This window comes from Halonatronomonas betaini, from assembly GCF_015666175.1.
Lineage (GTDB): Bacteria > Bacillota > Halanaerobiia > Halanaerobiales > Halarsenatibacteraceae > Halonatronomonas > Halonatronomonas betaini.
Genome location: NZ_JADPIE010000003.1, coordinates 1 through 16,315, shown reverse-complemented (window position 1 = coordinate 16,315; position 16,315 = coordinate 1). Strand labels below are relative to the sequence as shown.

General features: G+C 43.6%; 15 protein-coding genes. 4 read left to right on the top strand and 11 right to left on the bottom strand.

The annotated features are described in order from the left end of the window. Positions 1 to 14: 14 nt before the first annotated feature. From I0Q91_RS05545 to I0Q91_RS05510, 8 genes are all read right to left on the bottom strand, one after another. Complete coding sequence (locus I0Q91_RS05545) at positions 15 to 206, bottom strand: hypothetical protein (protein ID WP_270453424.1); 192 nt, start codon at positions 204 to 206, stop codon at positions 15 to 17. Positions 207 to 517: 311 nt separating this feature from the next. Further along, positions 518 to 2,023 carry a lipopolysaccharide biosynthesis protein gene (locus I0Q91_RS05540; protein WP_270453423.1) on the bottom strand — a complete coding sequence of 502 codons (1,506 nt, stop codon included), beginning with the start codon at positions 2,021 to 2,023 and terminating at the stop codon, positions 518 to 520. 567 nt (positions 2,024 to 2,590) lie between these two features. Then, complete coding sequence (locus I0Q91_RS05535) at positions 2,591 to 3,328, bottom strand: hypothetical protein (RefSeq protein WP_270453422.1); 738 nt, start codon at positions 3,326 to 3,328, stop codon at positions 2,591 to 2,593. Positions 3,329 to 3,469: 141 nt separating this feature from the next. Then, a complete protein-coding gene (locus I0Q91_RS05530) occupies positions 3,470 to 4,000 on the bottom strand; it encodes a winged helix-turn-helix transcriptional regulator (protein ID WP_270453421.1) in 531 nt (176 codons plus the stop codon). Positions 4,001 to 4,266: 266 nt separating this feature from the next. After that, a complete protein-coding gene (locus I0Q91_RS05525) occupies positions 4,267 to 5,610 on the bottom strand; it encodes a hypothetical protein (protein ID WP_270453420.1) in 1,344 nt (447 codons plus the stop codon). A 291-nt stretch (positions 5,611 to 5,901) separates the two neighbouring features. Next, complete coding sequence (locus I0Q91_RS05520) at positions 5,902 to 7,227, bottom strand: hypothetical protein (RefSeq protein WP_270453419.1); 1,326 nt, start codon at positions 7,225 to 7,227, stop codon at positions 5,902 to 5,904. A gap of 155 nt (positions 7,228 to 7,382) precedes the next feature. Continuing rightward, on the bottom strand, positions 7,383 to 8,690 hold the full coding sequence (locus tag I0Q91_RS05515; RefSeq protein WP_270453418.1) for a replicative DNA helicase: 1,308 nt from the start codon (positions 8,688 to 8,690) through the stop codon (positions 7,383 to 7,385). A gap of 2 nt (positions 8,691 to 8,692) precedes the next feature. After that, the gene (locus I0Q91_RS05510) at positions 8,693 to 10,012 is read right to left on the bottom strand and encodes a helix-turn-helix domain-containing protein (protein ID WP_270453417.1); all 1,320 of its coding nucleotides are present in this window, start codon (positions 10,010 to 10,012) and stop codon (positions 8,693 to 8,695) included. A gap of 931 nt (positions 10,013 to 10,943) precedes the next feature. Here I0Q91_RS05510 and I0Q91_RS05505 point away from each other — a divergent pair. From I0Q91_RS05505 to I0Q91_RS05495, 3 genes are all read left to right on the top strand, one after another. Next, entirely contained in the window at positions 10,944 to 11,069 is a 126-nt protein-coding gene (locus I0Q91_RS05505) for a hypothetical protein (protein ID WP_270453416.1), read from the top strand. 17 nt (positions 11,070 to 11,086) lie between these two features. Then, positions 11,087 to 11,281 (top strand): hypothetical protein, encoded by a 195-nt coding sequence (locus tag I0Q91_RS05500; protein WP_270453415.1) that lies wholly within the window; start codon positions 11,087 to 11,089, stop codon positions 11,279 to 11,281. A gap of 159 nt (positions 11,282 to 11,440) precedes the next feature. Further along, a complete protein-coding gene (locus I0Q91_RS05495) occupies positions 11,441 to 12,076 on the top strand; it encodes a hypothetical protein (protein ID WP_270453414.1) in 636 nt (211 codons plus the stop codon). Between the two features lie 136 nt (positions 12,077 to 12,212). Here the strand turns inward: I0Q91_RS05495 and I0Q91_RS05490 are convergent, their stop codons facing one another. Beyond that, a complete protein-coding gene (locus I0Q91_RS05490) occupies positions 12,213 to 13,124 on the bottom strand; it encodes a hypothetical protein (RefSeq protein WP_270453413.1) in 912 nt (303 codons plus the stop codon). A 666-nt stretch (positions 13,125 to 13,790) separates the two neighbouring features. Further along, positions 13,791 to 13,943, bottom strand: coding sequence for a hypothetical protein (locus tag I0Q91_RS05485; protein ID WP_270453412.1), 153 nt, complete (start codon positions 13,941 to 13,943; stop codon positions 13,791 to 13,793). Positions 13,944 to 14,142: 199 nt separating this feature from the next. Between I0Q91_RS05485 and I0Q91_RS05480 the strand changes: the two genes are divergently transcribed. Continuing rightward, positions 14,143 to 14,817, top strand: coding sequence for an N-acetylmuramoyl-L-alanine amidase family protein (locus tag I0Q91_RS05480; protein WP_270453411.1), 675 nt, complete (start codon positions 14,143 to 14,145; stop codon positions 14,815 to 14,817). A 250-nt stretch (positions 14,818 to 15,067) separates the two neighbouring features. On the opposite strand, the gene I0Q91_RS05475 is transcribed toward I0Q91_RS05480, so the two are convergent. Next, on the bottom strand, positions 15,068 to 16,315 hold a 1,248-nt coding region (locus I0Q91_RS05475), incomplete at its 5' end, for an Rpn family recombination-promoting nuclease/putative transposase (protein WP_270453410.1).

Below are 16,315 nucleotides of genomic sequence, written 5' to 3'. Positions count from 1 at the left end.
CTCAAACCTCTCACTCAACTCAGCCGATTATCAGGCAGCCAGTAAAGTATCGCCACCCCATCATCCGTCTCAATCTTCTCAATATTAACCAGCCTGGAATAGGCCATATCCTCTTCGCTCAGTATATTACCTATCAACTCGCCAACCTCATCGTCAGGCCCATATATACAAAGCTCTCTGCCAGCCTCCCTGGACTCCTGACCCATAGTGCCTTATAACCTTCGGAATCTCCTGCACAGCCCTATAAGACCTCTTTATGTAATTCAACGACCTCGCAGTCAATTCCTTTATCCCGCCAGGCGTTAAGATATACCGCAAATGCCGATTATTCAACCGCTCAACCTGCAGCAGCCCACGACTCACCAGCCGCTTGAAATTCAAACTTATTTACTCAAAAAGAAAATTACCCTGTCCATATAATATCTTTATTCGAGTAAATAGATTTTATATAATCGGAAAACTTTTCTGCATCTCCAATTTCATTACTTAATATAAAATCACTCATATATAGTCCTCCTTATAAAAACCCTAAAATTATATCATTAATTTTATCAGGTAAATATTTCCCATATAAATTAAAAATCCATTTCAAACCTTTACCTTTATATTTACTTGGTATTAATATAACTCCCATAAATAATGATATTGCAGAAACTAAAATTAATATAAACAATCCAATAGTATAATTATAAGGAGCGCCATATAAATCAAATATATATATAGTAATAAAATTTGATAAAGCAACTGGTATACTTAAGACAATACCACCTTTACTGGCTTTTAATAAATCAATCCATTCACCATCGACTATATCTAAGCATAACCTAAACATCATTATTGCAAAGCTTAATGAACCAATTACAATTGCAATACTTACTGTTATCAAGTTGAATTGAGCTCCAATTAAAACACCGACAGTTATTATTATGGCGTAAAACATCTGCCTTAATGCCTCAGCATAAACATATCCCTGCGACTTAGCTACACTTCCAGATGAATGTAAAGTTACTTTAAAGAATGCGGCAAAACATAAAATTCTAAAAGCCTGAACAGCTCCTACCCATTCAACCCCATAAAGTCCAACAATGATATAATAAGAACTTATTGCCATCCCTGTTAATAGTGGAAATGATAATAAATTAATAATTTCAATTGATTTATAATAAGACCTTCTTAAAAGATCTTTATCATCTTGCATTGAACTATATGATGTCAATAAAACATTTCCTAAAACATGAGAAAAGGCTATTAAAGGAACTCGCATTAAATTAAAAGCCTTTGTATATAAACCTACATGATTTGCTGACATAAACCTACCCACTATTAAGTAATCTACTTTTCCAGATATTGAGTTAAAAATGCTAACTCCTGATACTCCGCCTCCAAAAAATAATAAATCTTTAGCTGACTGAAGATTAAAACCTATAGAGACTTTATTTCTAGTGATAAACAATACTATTAAAGTCTGTAATGTTGCCTGAGATAAACTTCCAATTGCTAGTGCCCAGACACCATAATCAAAAAAAGCTAAAGGAACGGTAACCGCTCCATAACCAAATATATATGAAGTAAAAGAAACTATAAATACTTTTTTAAAATCGAATTCTCTCATTAATAAACCCAAACCAACAGCAGTTAATCCTTTTACCGGAAATGTCAAACCTAAAAATCTGACTAAATTTGTAACAATATCTTCATTAAAGAATAATGCTATCAATGGCGCTAAAAAATATGTAATTAAATATATTAATAGCCCTAGTATTAAAGACAATAATACACCAGTAGCTATGTCTTCTTTTAGTAAATTTTTCTTTTGAACTATTGCCTGTTTAATACCAAAAGTTGAAAATATATTTCCAAAACTTATAAATATCATTGCCATACCTATAAGTCCAAACTTATCTGGAGCAATTAATCTGGCTAAAACAATTCCAACCAAAAATTGTGAAACATTTGTAGTAAGTACTTTTAGAAAACTCCAGTTTACTCCTTGTACCGTATTATCTTTTAAATTTCTTGACATATTTCACCTCTATATAAATTTAAAATAACTTATTTATTACAAATCACTAAACCCCCAAAACATTAACCAGATTCACAACCCCATCATCACCAAACCGCTCACTCAACTCAACCTGATCATCTGGCAGCCAGTAAAGCACAGTTGCATATTCACCGCCTGCTATCTCATCAATCTCTGCCGGCCTGCTATATTCAATCCCCTCTTCTTTGAGGATGTTCTGGGCCAGCTCACCGATCTCATCATCAGGGCCATAGAGGTAGAGCTACCAGCCGGCTTCTTTAGCCTTTAGAGCATGGGCTCTGATCACCTTTGAGAGCTGCTGGACTGCCTGATAGGATTTCTTTATGTAATTTAGGGACCTGGTTGTCAGCTCCTTTAGCCCACCTGGGGTCAGAATATACCTAAAATGGCGGGTATTGAGCCGCTCGATTCACATATCCATCGACTACTAAGCAGTTTAACTATGGCATTTAACTTGCTAAAAGAAAGACTTTTCTCTTCAGCAGTTATCACTAGCTAGCTTTATACTTCTCTATTTTCTGCCATAATATCCACCACTATTACTTCTTATTTTAATAATTCATTTTTATTAAGGTAAGCAATTAAAAAATATAAACCTGAACATAGAAGACCTGCAGCACCAAGCAACTCCAAAGATTCCTCGAAAACTCTATCCATAAACATAAAATTAATATTTGTTTGTTCAGTAGCTAATATATAGGCATCAATAATTTGTTGATTATTTAAGAAAATATTTTCAACAAAAATTACACCAATTCTTTCATAAACACTAAATCCTAAAATTGGATTAAAAGCTGAACCAACAAAAGAAGCCGAAACTCCTAAACCATAAAATACATATCCAAGACCAAGATATAATTTAGTATTTTTATAATCTTTATATACTGAATAATATTTATAAATTGCAAACAATAAGATTAGTCCAATTATTAAAAAATAAACTAGTTCAAAAATTGTCCCCATAAAACCATAGCCTTCTGCTTCAAATATTCTAGTTATAATAGCTCTATATGTATGCCTGACATCACCGGCATCTTCTACTAACATAAATAATAAACCTAAACTCATTAAACCCCAAAATTTAAATGTATTTTTATCTTTATTCATAAAAGCAATTCCAGCTATAAATGAAAACACAAAAAATGTTGCTCCTAGCATATACCATTGTAAAGGTTCTTCAACTGGCGTTAAAAACCAATGATACCAAAAAAATGGAGTATCTAGATTATTAATTAAAAAATCCTGTAACCCAAATATATTTCTGGCATCAATCAAATAAGTCAAAATATATGAAAGCAATAAAAAAAGAATTGTTATTTTAAATATTATATTCGGTCTAATTTTTTTGATATTTTGTTTTAATTTAATTTTTAATCACCCCAAATTTATTATTTTTTAATCAAGTTAAAATTTAATAGTAATGAGTTATTCTAATCTCAAAACATTAACTAAATTAACAGTCTCAAAATCACCAAACTGCTCAAGCAATTGAATATGATCATCTGGCAGCCAGTAAAGCACAGTTGCATATTCACCGCCTGTTATCTCAGCGATCTCTGCCGGCCTGGTGTAATCAATCCCCTCTTCACTGAGGATATTCTGGGCCAGCTCGCCGATCTCATCGTCAGGGCCATAGAGGTAGAGCTGCCAGCCGGCTTCCCTGGCTTTGAGAGCATGGGCTCTGATCACCTTTGAGAGCTGCTGGACTGCCTGATAGGATTTCTTTATGTAATTTAAGGACCTGGTTGTCAGCTCCTTTAGCCCACCTGGGGTCAGAATATACTTAAAATGGCGGGTATTGAGCCGCTCGACCTGTAAGAGCCCTCTGCTGACCAGCCTCTTAATTATGGCATTTACCTTGCCTAGAGAGAGATCTGTCTCCTCGGCTAACTGCCTCTGACTGGGGCTGTCAAGCTCCTTTAAGGCCTCTAAAATTGTGTATTCCTGTTCCTGCATTATGTATAGCTCCAATCTTATTATATCACCTTGTTCAACTTTTGAACTGACATACCTAATGATATTAAATTGAGTTGTATTTGTCAAGCATTATTTGGAAATATCAAAGAAAATTTTGCAGTAGTAATTTTAAGAAAAATCAATCGGATGTTATTTATCTTAAAAATAAAATAATAACCAATTAAAACCCTGCCAGAAAAAGCCCTGGCAGGGTCATGTTTTGATATTAAATAACTATTAAAATTTAAATAATTAATAGTTACAAATTAATGTTCTGCTTGAAAAGACATTTCAAATGAAATACCAAATAAACTATAATCTAGTTTCTGGAAGTTGTCCATATGCAAACCTTCCCAGTCAATTTGATCTCTAAACTCAACTTCAGAGTTAAATTCAGTAATATCCTGTCCTACCTCAACTGGCATAGTAATGCCATTATCAAATTGAACAAAAGCTCCCATTACAAGTTCTTCTAAAATATCAATATCCCTAACTTCTGTTAAACCCTCAGAACTATTGATATACCATTTAATAGAAATACTTTTAACAATTTCATCTTCCGTGTTTAACTTAACTGATGGCAATATAGTTAAAGGTACATCGTTATCATCAAAATCTAATGTAAAAGAAAAATCAAAATATCCTAATTCATCGTTGTCTTCTTTAAGGGTCCAGAAACCTTCAGAGATTTCTTCATGGAAGGTTCCAAAATAAGAGTAATAGCTGCCTCCATCATGACTGATACCTAAATCCAGGGTACTATTGCTACTGCCAGCAGGAGGAATAAGCTTTTTAGGATTCTCATCTCCCATATTTGTCCTTACATGAAATAATGGATTTGACCACTCGTATAAATCTACATCGATATAGTTATTATTAATTTCTTCTATATAACCATGACCACCATATGAAAAGCTAAAAGAAAATTCTTCTCCTGTCTCATCATTGTAGTTTACATAATAGTTTTTCAGGGCTTTTAGGGCGTTATCTGTAGCTGCAATAATTTCCAGCTCTTCTAAAGAATGATTTGTAAATCTGTCTCTTAATTCTTCAAGTCTGACGCTGCTAACTGCTTCATCATTATTTCTATTTAAGTTTCCTAAAGCTATTCCCTCGGTAATTCCTCTGGCTGGAATTGTTCTTAAATTATTATTTCCTCTAATTGAAACAAAATCTATAATTCTATCTCTTCGGTCTTCTGCTTCAGAATCAGCAAGTACAAATAAGAATCTATCAAAATCCGGAAGATTATCTAATTCAATATTAAACTGGCCATTATTTTTTATCGGGAATATAGTTTTGTACTGCAAAAATGATAGATCTGCAAAGCCATAATCGTCAGTAATAATCGGGAATGCCCAGATCTCATCTGCAATATAATTATGAGGGTTTCCATTATTTTGAGATGAAATATTAGCTGAACTTGCTAAGTAATGACTTGAAAGTCCTCCGACTATTGAACCTTCAACAATTTCATAATCTTCATGTTCAATATATTCGTTGTTTTCCTCGCTATCCTCTCTGATTTCATCTACAAGGCCATTATCACAGGCGGATAGACTAAAGACCAACAACCCAACAAAGATTAATAATAATAATTTTTTCCGCAATTAGTTCAGCTCCCTTATTTTTATACTTTTACTAGAATAATTCCAGGCTTCCCTAATCTATTTCTCTGTAAATTTAATACTTCCTGCATATATTTCGAAATAATTTAAAAAACTTTAGTTATTTTTAGACAACTTATAGATAACTGGACTAAGCTAGAAACTTTATGATTTTTTACATAATTAAAACATAGACCTATAAAATCAGAATAGCCCCCAGGCTTAATTTTTTAACCCAGGGGCTAGCTGTTCTTTAAGCTTAATTTAATAGGCAGGCAATTAATTGAGCAGGCTTTAATTGATCACCAGGTATTTGACTCCCAGGTCTTTGTTGGTCTCGATTGAGTCATTCATGGAGACCTGTTTGCTGCACTGGGGGTAATGCCAGCCGTACTGGTTGGCGAAATGCCTCCAGGTCTGCTTCTGTTTGACTGTGCCGCCATGGCTTTCGATATATTCTTTGATCAGCTGGCCCTTGGACTTGATTTTTTTGCCCCGCATCTTATCTGGCAGGATCCGGTCCCGGTTATGGAAGACGAACTGGTCGCCGAGGCGTTCCCTGAGGATTGCAAAAAACATGGTCTCCGATTTGATAAAATCAAAGCCTGGCCTGCCCTTGAACTCCGGGTAGAGCCGCTGGATGTTGGTCTCCTCCATTACCTCAAGGTCGGCTTCGATGAAGGCCCTGACCTCCTCTAAGGCTTCCTCGTTCACCTCCAGGCGGTCTTTATGGATAAAGACCAGGTTGCCTATGTTGATAGAATACTGCTGATCGTTCTTAAAGAGGGTCTCCATGGAGTTGCTGGTATGGTTGAGCCCGGTGGTCTGAATGAAGTCTGCAAAGATCTCCCTGAATTCCTGCATCTGCTGGCTGTCCCTGAGGCTGAGGCCATCTGGAAAATAGGTCCAGAGGATAGCTGCGGCCACCTCATTTTTATTGAGGGCATGATAGACCCTGCCGTCATAGGGCTGGAAATGCCTGAAACAGCTCATAAGGGCCTTAAAACCGGCCTGGCTGAGCCCTCTGCTGCCCAGGGCTACCTTTGCCCTTTTAACAGTTAGACCGGCCCCTCCCTTGCTGATTTTAGCCGCCAGCAGCTCCCTGACCTCGGCCTGCTTGAGCCGGCTGATAAAGAGATCGGCGATGAGGTAGAGCTTGCGGCCTGCACAGAAGTTATAGAGCCTGATGACCTCTGTCAGCTCCTTTAGGCTTTCCTGGTCCAGGCTCGGTTGGGCCTTGCTTGTTTGAGCTGAGCTGGATTGGGCCTGGCCGGATTGGGCCTGGCCGGCTGAAGTAGCTGGTTTACTGCCAGGCCTGGCCTGGCCTAAGGCCTCTGGCAGGTAGAGTAGTTTATCCTCACCTAAGATCTCATCGAGGCAGGTGACTATCTCTATCTCCCTGGCCGGGAGTATCCGGCCTAGCTTTCTATCGATTGGTTTGCAGAGCTGGCTGACCCTGGTCCTGGTCAGGTTATTTTCTGCGGCCAGCTGCTGGTGCTCTTTGCCCTTGACCTTATTCTCCAGTAACATGCTAATATTCCTGCCGTCGGCTCTCTCCTTGAAATTTTCTTTGAGCTCCTCCTGGACCTGTTCCTTTGTTTCTTTTAAAAATTTTAACATCTTATTATTTCTCCTCCTTAGGATAATTTGATTTTAGACCTGACCTGGTAGACTGCTAGAGTTCAGGTCAGGCCTTTGTGAGTAAATTGTGCTAATTTTCTTTAACCTCTATTACTATAATACTATTTCTATTGGAAATCTCCTCCATAATGGGACTAGGAGATTGACTGTCTGTATTTTTCTTCGGCATCTACCTCGTGCTTGTCCCTAAAGAGCTGGTAGTTGGGATACCAGTATAGGGGGATATAGCCGACGCCTCTGGTCCGGCCCTTGGCTATGATCAGCTCGGCCTCCTGGACCTCCCGGGAATGCTGGAGCCTGGTCTCCTCCTTATAGTCGCTCCTGTAAATAAACATGACGATATCGGCTGATTCCTCTGAAACTCCTGAATTCCGGAGGTGGCTCATCTCCGGGCGGCCATCTACCTGACGGTTGACCTGGGATAAGAGCAGGATCGGGATCTCTAAATCTCCGGCAAAGTCTCTTAGTGCCTTGACTGTCTCGCCGACTGAGATGGCAATATTGCCCCTTTCGACATGGTCGATATTCTGGAGGTAGTCGATAACCAGCATATCCAGGCCGTACCGGCTTTTGGCCCTGATGGCCTGGGCTTTGATCTCGGCGACTGTCAGCCCTCGCTTGTCGCTGATATAGAGGGGGTAATCGCCTATCTGGTCGATTGACTCTTCGACCTTTTTGAGGGTGGCCTCGCTGACTTTATCTGAATGGAAGACCGAACCCTTGATCTTGCCCTGCCTGGAAAGGAGCCGCTGGCTGATATCCTTGGCTGTCATCTCCAGGGAGAGATACATGACCCGCTTGCCGCTGGCGATTGCGTTGTAGCTGATGTTGAGAGCGAGGGCAGATTTTCCCATGGATGTCTGGCCGCCGAGCAGAACCAGGTAGCCGGGGCTGAGCCGGCCAAAGGTCTTATCGAAGCTATAGAAGCCTGTCTTGATGCCCTGTGGCTCGCCCTCAGCTGTTTTAGTGAGGTCTGCCTGGACCAGGCCTAAGGCCTGGGAAAAGCTGTAGATCTCCTTGCTGCCATAGGTGTTATCGGTGCAGGCAAAAACGGTCTCGATTGCCTTCGACCGGTACTGATCGGCTGACATATTTTCTGCTGCCAGCCGGGCCAGCTGGCTGGAAGCGGTGTTAAGCTGGCGCCTGGCATATTCATCTTTTAGCTTGTCCAGGAGCCCATCGAATTCCTCGACCTGGAGGAAGCCTAAGTCGAAATAGCTTTCAGGGATCTCGATCTCTGAGAGCATTCTGGTTATGGCTATTGGCTTGCCCTTTGCGAAGTTATCCTCTATATAGTTGAAGATCCTGATTGAGGCCGGGTCGGTGAAGTGTTCTGATTTCATTTCGACCATCAGCTCTGAGATCAGGCCTTTTTCGTTCTTTCTGTCGTTTAAGCAGATTCCGATGACTGTTCTTTCTACCATTTTCATATTAGTTTCCATTTTTATTTTGCCCCTTTCGGCGTCTTGCTCTGATTTTTGTTGTTGCTCTGGTTTTTGCTTTTTATGATTTCGATTAGTTCCTGGTCGATCTCCCTGGCTAAGTCTGCCGGCATGGCCCTGACTGGCGGCAGGCTGAAGGCTGAAGTTGCTGCCCTGGCCCTGCTCTTTGAGGTGCTGTTGGTGTTGCGGCGGCTCTTAGCTCCGGCCGGGCTGGCTGGCCTGGTTGATTGCTGGCCTGGCTTTCTTGCTTTCTGGCCTGCCTTGCCTGAAGACCGGCCTGCCTGGCCCTGATTCCTCTTTCTGGCGGCCTCCAGGGTTGCCAGCTGGCCTGTTGCCTCCAGCTCGGAGTTGAGATAATCGACCCAGTGGTCTGACGGGCCCAGGAAGGTCCTGGGGTGGAGCATGAATTTCTGCCTCCTGCCCTCTAGCTGGCAGAGGTCCCGGTAATTGGCTGCTGCCTCCAGGATCTCCTCTGGCGGTGTCTTTTTGTTGATGACCAGCTTCTCCCATTTTAAATAGGCTGGCCGCTTGCCGTTGGACCTGGGATAGGCCTGCCAGAACTCTTCGAACTGGGCCGGGTATTTGTAGCCTCTTTTGCCAGGGATCTTCCTGGCTTTTTTGATCTGCCGGGCCGCTGATGGGTCTGGTGAGGCCGGCGGTGATTCTTGTTCTGTTGCTGATCCGGCCGCTGATGATCCTGCTGGATCCTGTGGTGCTCCTGGTTCTGCTGGGGCCTGGTCCAGGCCCGTCGATGACTGCTGGTCCGCTGATGGGCCTGTTGAGGCCGGCGGTGATTCTGGCCCCTGGTGTGATTCTGATTCGGTGCGAGAGTCTGCCGGCGGGGTCTCCTGGTTTTGATTTGCAGCCTCTGGCTGGCATATATACTGAGTATTAGTCAAGTGCTTATTAGTAGGGGGAAACCCGCTTCCGGTCGGTTTTACCTGTGGTTTCCGGTCGGTTTTATTTTCACTTACCTGAGATTTCCGGTCGGTTTCTTTGTAAATCGAGTTTATATCTTTTAGATAATAGATATTTGGTTCATTCATCCCCTGATGGACGATTTTTATCAGGCCATATTTTTCTAAATCTTTAAGCCAGGTTCTAATTGTCCTGTCGCTAAAATTTAGATCACTGGCCAGGGTCTCCTGGCTGGGATAGCAGTGGCCATCCTGCCAGCTGTAGCTTTTAAGGACGAGATAGAGGGCCTTCTGTGTTGCCGGAATCTTCGGGTCTCTGGCCACTCTACTGTCTATTTGTACAAACGGGTTGATATGTGGTTTTGTCTCTCTTTCTGCTGGTTTGGTCTCTGTTTTTGTTGTCATTTTATACACCTCTTCCTTTTTTTCCTAATCTTTTATTTTATGATTGTGTTATATATCACAACTTTTGGCATGGTTATGCCCTCCCTGGCGTATCGGTCTGGCCAGGTGGTTCGTGGTTATGCCTTAGGTGCCTGGCACCTGTTGATAACTGGTGTCAACTGTTGGTGCTGCTAATATTAGCGATGTTTAAGGGGGGTACCAGCTACCTATATTAGTTTTCTTGAGTTTGTGGACCGGTAATAGAGATTGGCCTCGCTGGCGCAGTCAAATGGGTCCTGGTTGCAGCTTGTGGGGTTTAGGGTACAGTCCTGGCAGAGCTGCCGGTGGATATCTGCCGGGATATTATCTATCTGCAAAATATTGCAGATATTGCTTTTGCCGCCGAATCGGCGGAGGTAGGTGGAGTACGATGGTAGCTCTGGATCGGCGTCTATCTCCCTTTTGGAGGGTGGACGCTTGAGTTTTAATGCTTTGCCTTTGAAGAAATCCTGGAGCTGGTTATTTGTGAATCTATAGCCTGTCCTCCTATTTTTCCCTGTTATTATGATCACTCCTCTCTCTGATTTCAGGCATGTTTTTGCCCCAGGGCATCTGTTGCCGGTGACCCGGGGCTTATGCTGCTGATAATTTTTTGTTTGCTCTGAAGAATATTATGGGTATTATATTTTATTTGTTGGTTATTATATTTTACATGGTATTTTTATCTAGTATTTAGAAGTTATTCTCAAAGTAAACTAATTAATTATAATATATTCTATAAATTGTGTCAAGTGGTTTTTTGTAATTTTATTTATTTTTATAAATTTATTTATTTTTTTAAGTTTTTGCATTCAATGCTCCCGGTGGTTCTTTTTTGCCAGGCAGATGGTTAGTATAATTTAGTTAGTGGATAGCTTTGCTGGTTGGTTATGGCTGAAGGGAGGTGATTGGGATGCTTGAGGGGATTTACTGTGAGAACTGCGGCCAGCTCAGTGAGTTTGGTTTTTATGATGGCGAGGATCTTTATGATTTGCAGTGTGTTATCTGCGGTGCCGAGGGCAGGGATCTTGTTTTTTAAATTATGATAAGGGGGAATTGATGATGGTGATAATTGTTAAATGTAATAGCTGTGGGAATCAGCTGGTTTTGATTGTTGGCGAGGGCGGGCTGGAGGCTGAAGTTTGCAGTATCTGCGGGGCTAATGGTGGGAAGCTGGAGCTGGTCGGGAGTTTTGAGGAGATGGTGCCGGATGCGGAGTTGATTGCCGAGGCGCTGGGGCTTGGGGCTTGATGCGATTAGCCGGGATCCCGGAGCGGGAGTTGGTTTGAGGCGAAGCTATGATGTGACTGGTTGGGGCGAGAGTTAGCTTAAGATGAGGCTGGGATTGCTGGTTGAGGCGAGGATTGCTGGTTGAGGCATGGCTTTAAATTATGAGAGGAGATGATTTTTATGGCAGAGGTTAAGGCGCCGCTGATGTCGATGGCGGCAAGTGGTAAGTTAAATGACGAGGTGGTCTTTTTTCAGCGGAATGGGAGGCAGCTGGTGAGGAGTTATGTCAAACATGATGGGGGAAATAGTGAGGCTGTGAAAAAGAGCAGGAATATTTTCAGGGAGGCGGCCGGGCTTTCCAGGCTGTTGACTGAAGCTGACAGGGAGGCCTATAATCAGATGACGGCGGGGCTGGCTATTAATGGCCATAACCTTTTTATGAAGAAGGCGATGAAGGCGCTTTATGGCGGCCAGGAGTTTCTGCCGGTTTATGGGGTTGATATCCATACCTGTGATAGTCTGAGGGTTGAGGGTGGCCGGCTGCTGGATGTGGGGTTTTATGGCGAGAGTTCGGCGACTTATAATGTGATCTTTGGCGGGGGCCATTATTCCTGTTATGCCGACAGGGAGATTGGGGGGGTCGGTGGTGGCTATAACAGGATTTTGATGCTGGAGAAGGCTTTTACTCTTGATACCGGTGCTGGCGGGTTTATGATTGATGGCCTGGATAAGGAGGCCTGGTACTGGTTTATGCTGGAGGAGGATGGCGGCTGTGGGTTTTCGGCAGCCTATCAGATTGAGGGGGGGAAGTGGTGATGTAGGGTTGGTGTAGGGTTGGTGGCGGTTTAACGTAATAAGAGCCTGGCGATTGCCAGGCTCTTCAGGGGATAGTTATCTGGTTGGTTTGGTTAGTTGGTGGTTAGAGTCTGGTTAGTGCCTGGTTAGATGTTGGTTAGATGGTCTGGAAGCTGTAGATTCCGGCCTCGCCGGCGAAGTGGCGGGCGGTATTTTCTTTGGCCGGGATGATGTCTGGTTTGATTGGTGTAAGGCCGGTATCCTGGAAGCTGGAGTACTGGTTGATGGCCACCAGACCTGTTGGATGGTCACCGGTTGTTTCCATCCGGTAGATGCGGTATTCTTCGGCGCCATCGACTGGCTGCCAGTTGATTTCGACGAAGTTGTCGTCATCGAAGACGTCGAAGTCCGGGACTGAGCTCATGTGGGCCATGCTGGGGTTTGTCTCCCTGCCGGCGATGACCGCTGTTACGGCATATAGGACTGCGTTGGCGCCTTCGGCACCGACTGTATATGAGTCGATTGTGGTCGGTGGAAATAGATACTGGGTCTCCTGGTCGATTGTGAAGTAGTAGTTTGATTCTGGATCCAGGTCTTCTAGATCTGCGAAGTTGATTTCGCCGGCTGCGGCCATAACTGTTGTGCTGTTATGGAGGGCTGTCGGTGTGTTGCCGTATCTGATTTCGACCGGGCCGTCTTTATCGACCATGAAGCTGATGGTGCAGCTGTCTGTGGCTTCTTCTTCGATTTCGACGGCTGAGATCAGGTTAAAGACGGGCATGGAGTTGATTATGGCCTTGGCTCTTTTGATAAAGAGGTTGTAGCCTGTTAGCGGCTGGCCTGCGGCTTTTCTTTTCCAGGCGGCTTTGTCGCTACCGGACAGGCGCTGATAGAGTGCGGCTGCCTGGCGGAATTTGTCTCTGACGGCGATCTGGGCTCTGGTGTTGGGCTGGTTGGCCTTTGTATGCATTCTTACATAGTTGATGCCTTTCCATTTGCCGAAGACCATGGAGTCTCCGAATTTGCCTGAGGCCTCGATTGAAAAGAGTGGTGCGGTTACTTTTGCCATGGTGATCCTCTCCTTTTTTGGGTGGTGCAGGCTGAGCCGCTGGCTGTTGAGCAGGGAGTGGGCTGGTGATCTTTGATTCTGGCCTGGTTCTGGTGGAATCTGGCCTGGTGACCCTTGAGTCCTGCCTGGTTCTGGTGGAATCCTGCCTGGTGTGCGCTTGCCAGGTGGTCTCTCCAGGAATCTCGCCTGGTTCTGGTGGAATCCTGCCTGGTGTGCGCTTGCCAGGTGGTCTCTCCAGGAATCTCGCCTGGTTCTGGTGGAGTCCTGCCTGGTGTGCGCTTGCTGGATTATCTTCCATGGAATCCAGCTGGCGATGCGCTTGCCAGACGTTCTTCCCTGGAATCCGGCTGGTGTGCGCTTGCCAGACGTTCTTCCCTGGAATCCGGCTGACTTTGGGATGGCGCTCCCTGCTGCGGTTGCTTTTGGCCTTGCCTGCGGTGATGATGGCCAGGGCCGGTGAGCTGGCCTGCTGGCGGTGGTTCTTTCAGCTGGCCGGCGATGGCTTAGCGCCTGACTGGCGGTAGCTTCTGCCGGTGCAGCTGGTTCCTGGTTGAGGGGTTCTGGCCGTAAATAAGCCTGGCTCCTGACTGGTGACTTTGGCCAGGGCTGGCGGTCAATTCTGGCCTGGCTAGCGATGAGGCTGGCCGTAACCTTAACCTGGCCGGCTTACTTTTTGGCCGAGCGTTCTTCCAGGATGGCCCTTACAGTGGCGACAGATTCGACCAGGGAGATAAGGATTTTATCTACCCTGGTTAATAGGAGGATGCAGATTGCTGCCGGGAACCCGTAGTTGACAAAGAGTTCGATGATCTCCTCCATGCGGCTGCCTCCTCTCTCTGGGGTAGCTGTGGTGGTTGATAGCCTGGCTGGCTATAGACCTTGCCCCGGGGCGAGAGATTCTGGAGGTCTTTTAACTTACTTTTTAATTCTATCACCTTCTGGCTGGAATAAATACAGGGGGTGGGTGCATTTAATGATTTTTTGCTGGATTTTAAAAAATTTTTTAGGAGGCGGTAAAATGGATGGAAATGTTAATGGGATTATGGGCCAGGGCGATGAGTTGAGGGGCAGGCGGTTGATTGGGTCGATTGCGATTGATGCTGGCCACGGGGGCGGTGATCCTGGGGCTGTGGCCAGGGCTGGCGGTAATATAAGGTCAGGTGGTGAGACCGGGGCCGATACTGGAGCCGGCGGCGTTATTTCCAGGCCTGAAAGCGATAAAATAATGGAGAAGGATTTGAACCTCAGGCTCGGGGCGGAGATTTTTGGCCAGGCACTTGAGGCTGGCCTGGATGCTTATATGCTCCGGGGCGGCGATTATGATATGGCCCTGGGCAGGCGGACTGAGCTGGCCAATGGCTATGGCGTTGATCTCTTTTTATCTGTGCATCATAATGGGGCGGCTAGCGCCGGGGCCAGTGGGACTGAATGTTTTTATTTCCCCGGGAGTGGGACCGGGGAGGTTGTGGCCAGGGCCTTGCAGTCGGCGATGGTTGATCGGCTGAAGCTGCCTGACCGGGGCGTTAAGACCAGCGACAGGTTTCATGTGCTGCAGGCGACCAGGATGGCCGCGGTGTTGATTGAGCCTCTCTTTCTGACTGGCACCAGGGACCAGGAGTTGCTGGAGGATGGGGGTTATTTTAGAAAGCTGGCCAGGGCTGTGATTGGTGGGTTGATTGGAATTAATAATTAAGGGCCTGGCGATCTGATATAGGAGATATGCTATTGGAGGTGAAAGATTAGAGGTGTGTTGCTGGATCTGGCTGCTGTGGAGGTACCAGGTTATTTATCTTATATAATGTAGGAATACTTTTAATAGCTATATATAATGTAGGTTTTAGTTTGAATCTGCTATATATAATTTAGGTTTTGAAAATTTATTTGATCTGGCATAAAAAAATGGCCAGGGCTGGGGCTCTGGCCTGATGATTTAGGGTGGAGGTTTATTCTCTTATAAATTCTTCAAACTTATCCTGGGAATCCATTTCTGGTATCATGTTTCTTACTTTTTGTAATTCACTCACACTTAGGTTTTCAAGAACTTTTATTATTTCATCTGAAATTTTATTGTTAAATTTCATTTCATACATTAATTTAATTGATTCTATTAATTCTTCTCCCCTTACTTCTTCTCTTCCCTCTTCTCTTAATTGGTCAGCTGTTGTTTTCATTTCATCTACCCCCTCGGTAAAATATTTTTCAATAATTTCTTTAAGCTCTTGATAGGGCAATTCGGTCATGTTAAAGAGGTAATATAATACTATATCTAATTTCTCTTTGGCGAATTCACTTAATTTCCTGTCTTTGCTATTGCCCATCTGCTTTAGGATGAACTCGATATGATGTCTTTTATCTTCTGCACGGTTGATACTTACCAGCAGATAAGAAATATAGAGCAGGTTATTGCTTATCGCATTGGGGTCCAGCTCTGTTATATTAACTTCTCTGATTTTTACGCCGAATAGATCACACTTTATCTCTTCTGGGAGATGGCTGTATTCTGCATCGAAATCTATTAGTCTGCTGCTGCCTTCGCCATGATAGACAAGAAAGGCCAGTACTGGCTGGATGAATTTCTTTTGGCTCCAGCTTTTCTCAAGCATCTTCTGGAGGTAATTTAAGATCTGGAATGTTACCTGCTTATCTGGATAGGATTTGTGCTCGATTAAAAATGCGAACTGATACTCGGTCTTCCCTACTCTGGCTGTATATATGATGTCGCTGTAATACTCCTGCAAATCTCTGCCGATGAAATCTGTCTTTGCCTCTGCATAACTGCCAGCAACCAACTTATCTGCAAAGTCTTCACCAACACTTACCTTCAAGAAGTCTTTGAAAAATTCCGGACTTGAAAATAAATTTTTGAATAATTTGTCATGGGGATTTTTCACGGTTGCTGGATCTTTGACCCCTGAGTCATTAACCTCTGCTTTATTAACATCTTCATTTCCTGGAGTTTTAGTATTGGTTGGCGTTACAATGTTGCTTGTAACTTCATCATTGCTGGCATCTTCAACATTCTCAAGATAATTATTCTTTTCTTCTTCCTGGACAAGATGCAGATAAAACTCTATGGACTCTTGAACATCACCATCATCAACTGCATAACCTTTTTTAACTTTACCATCAGTAATTTTCTCAGGCATAGCTTCCTCGCTTTCCCTTAATATAATTATATCATACTGCTGTTT

What these genes read in the sequence shown, in the direction of transcription:
- I0Q91_RS05490 (WP_270453413.1), bottom strand. Translation starts at nt 13,124, where the DNA reads ATGGCAAAAGTAACCGCACCACTCTTTTCAATCGAGGCCTCAGGCAAA.
- I0Q91_RS05485 (WP_270453412.1), bottom strand. Translation starts at nt 13,943, where the DNA reads ATGGAGGAGATCATCGAACTCTTTGTCAACTACGGGTTCCCGGCAGCA.
- I0Q91_RS05545 (WP_270453424.1), bottom strand. Translation starts at nt 206, where the DNA reads ATGGGTCAGGAGTCCAGGGAGGCTGGCAGAGAGCTTTGTATATATGGG.
- I0Q91_RS05495 (WP_270453414.1), top strand. Translation starts at nt 11,441, where the DNA reads ATGGCAGAGGTTAAGGCGCCGCTGATGTCGATGGCGGCAAGTGGTAAG.
- I0Q91_RS05520 (WP_270453419.1), bottom strand. Translation starts at nt 7,227, where the DNA reads ATGTTAAAATTTTTAAAAGAAACAAAGGAACAGGTCCAGGAGGAGCTC.
- I0Q91_RS05505 (WP_270453416.1), top strand. Translation starts at nt 10,944, where the DNA reads ATGCTTGAGGGGATTTACTGTGAGAACTGCGGCCAGCTCAGTGAGTTT.
- I0Q91_RS05540 (WP_270453423.1), bottom strand. Translation starts at nt 2,023, where the DNA reads ATGTCAAGAAATTTAAAAGATAATACGGTACAAGGAGTAAACTGGAGT.
- I0Q91_RS05530 (WP_270453421.1), bottom strand. Translation starts at nt 4,000, where the DNA reads ATGCAGGAACAGGAATACACAATTTTAGAGGCCTTAAAGGAGCTTGAC.
- I0Q91_RS05515 (WP_270453418.1), bottom strand. Translation starts at nt 8,690, where the DNA reads ATGGAAACTAATATGAAAATGGTAGAAAGAACAGTCATCGGAATCTGC.
- I0Q91_RS05480 (WP_270453411.1), top strand. Translation starts at nt 14,143, where the DNA reads ATGGATGGAAATGTTAATGGGATTATGGGCCAGGGCGATGAGTTGAGG.
- I0Q91_RS05510 (WP_270453417.1), bottom strand. Translation starts at nt 10,012, where the DNA reads ATGACAACAAAAACAGAGACCAAACCAGCAGAAAGAGAGACAAAACCA.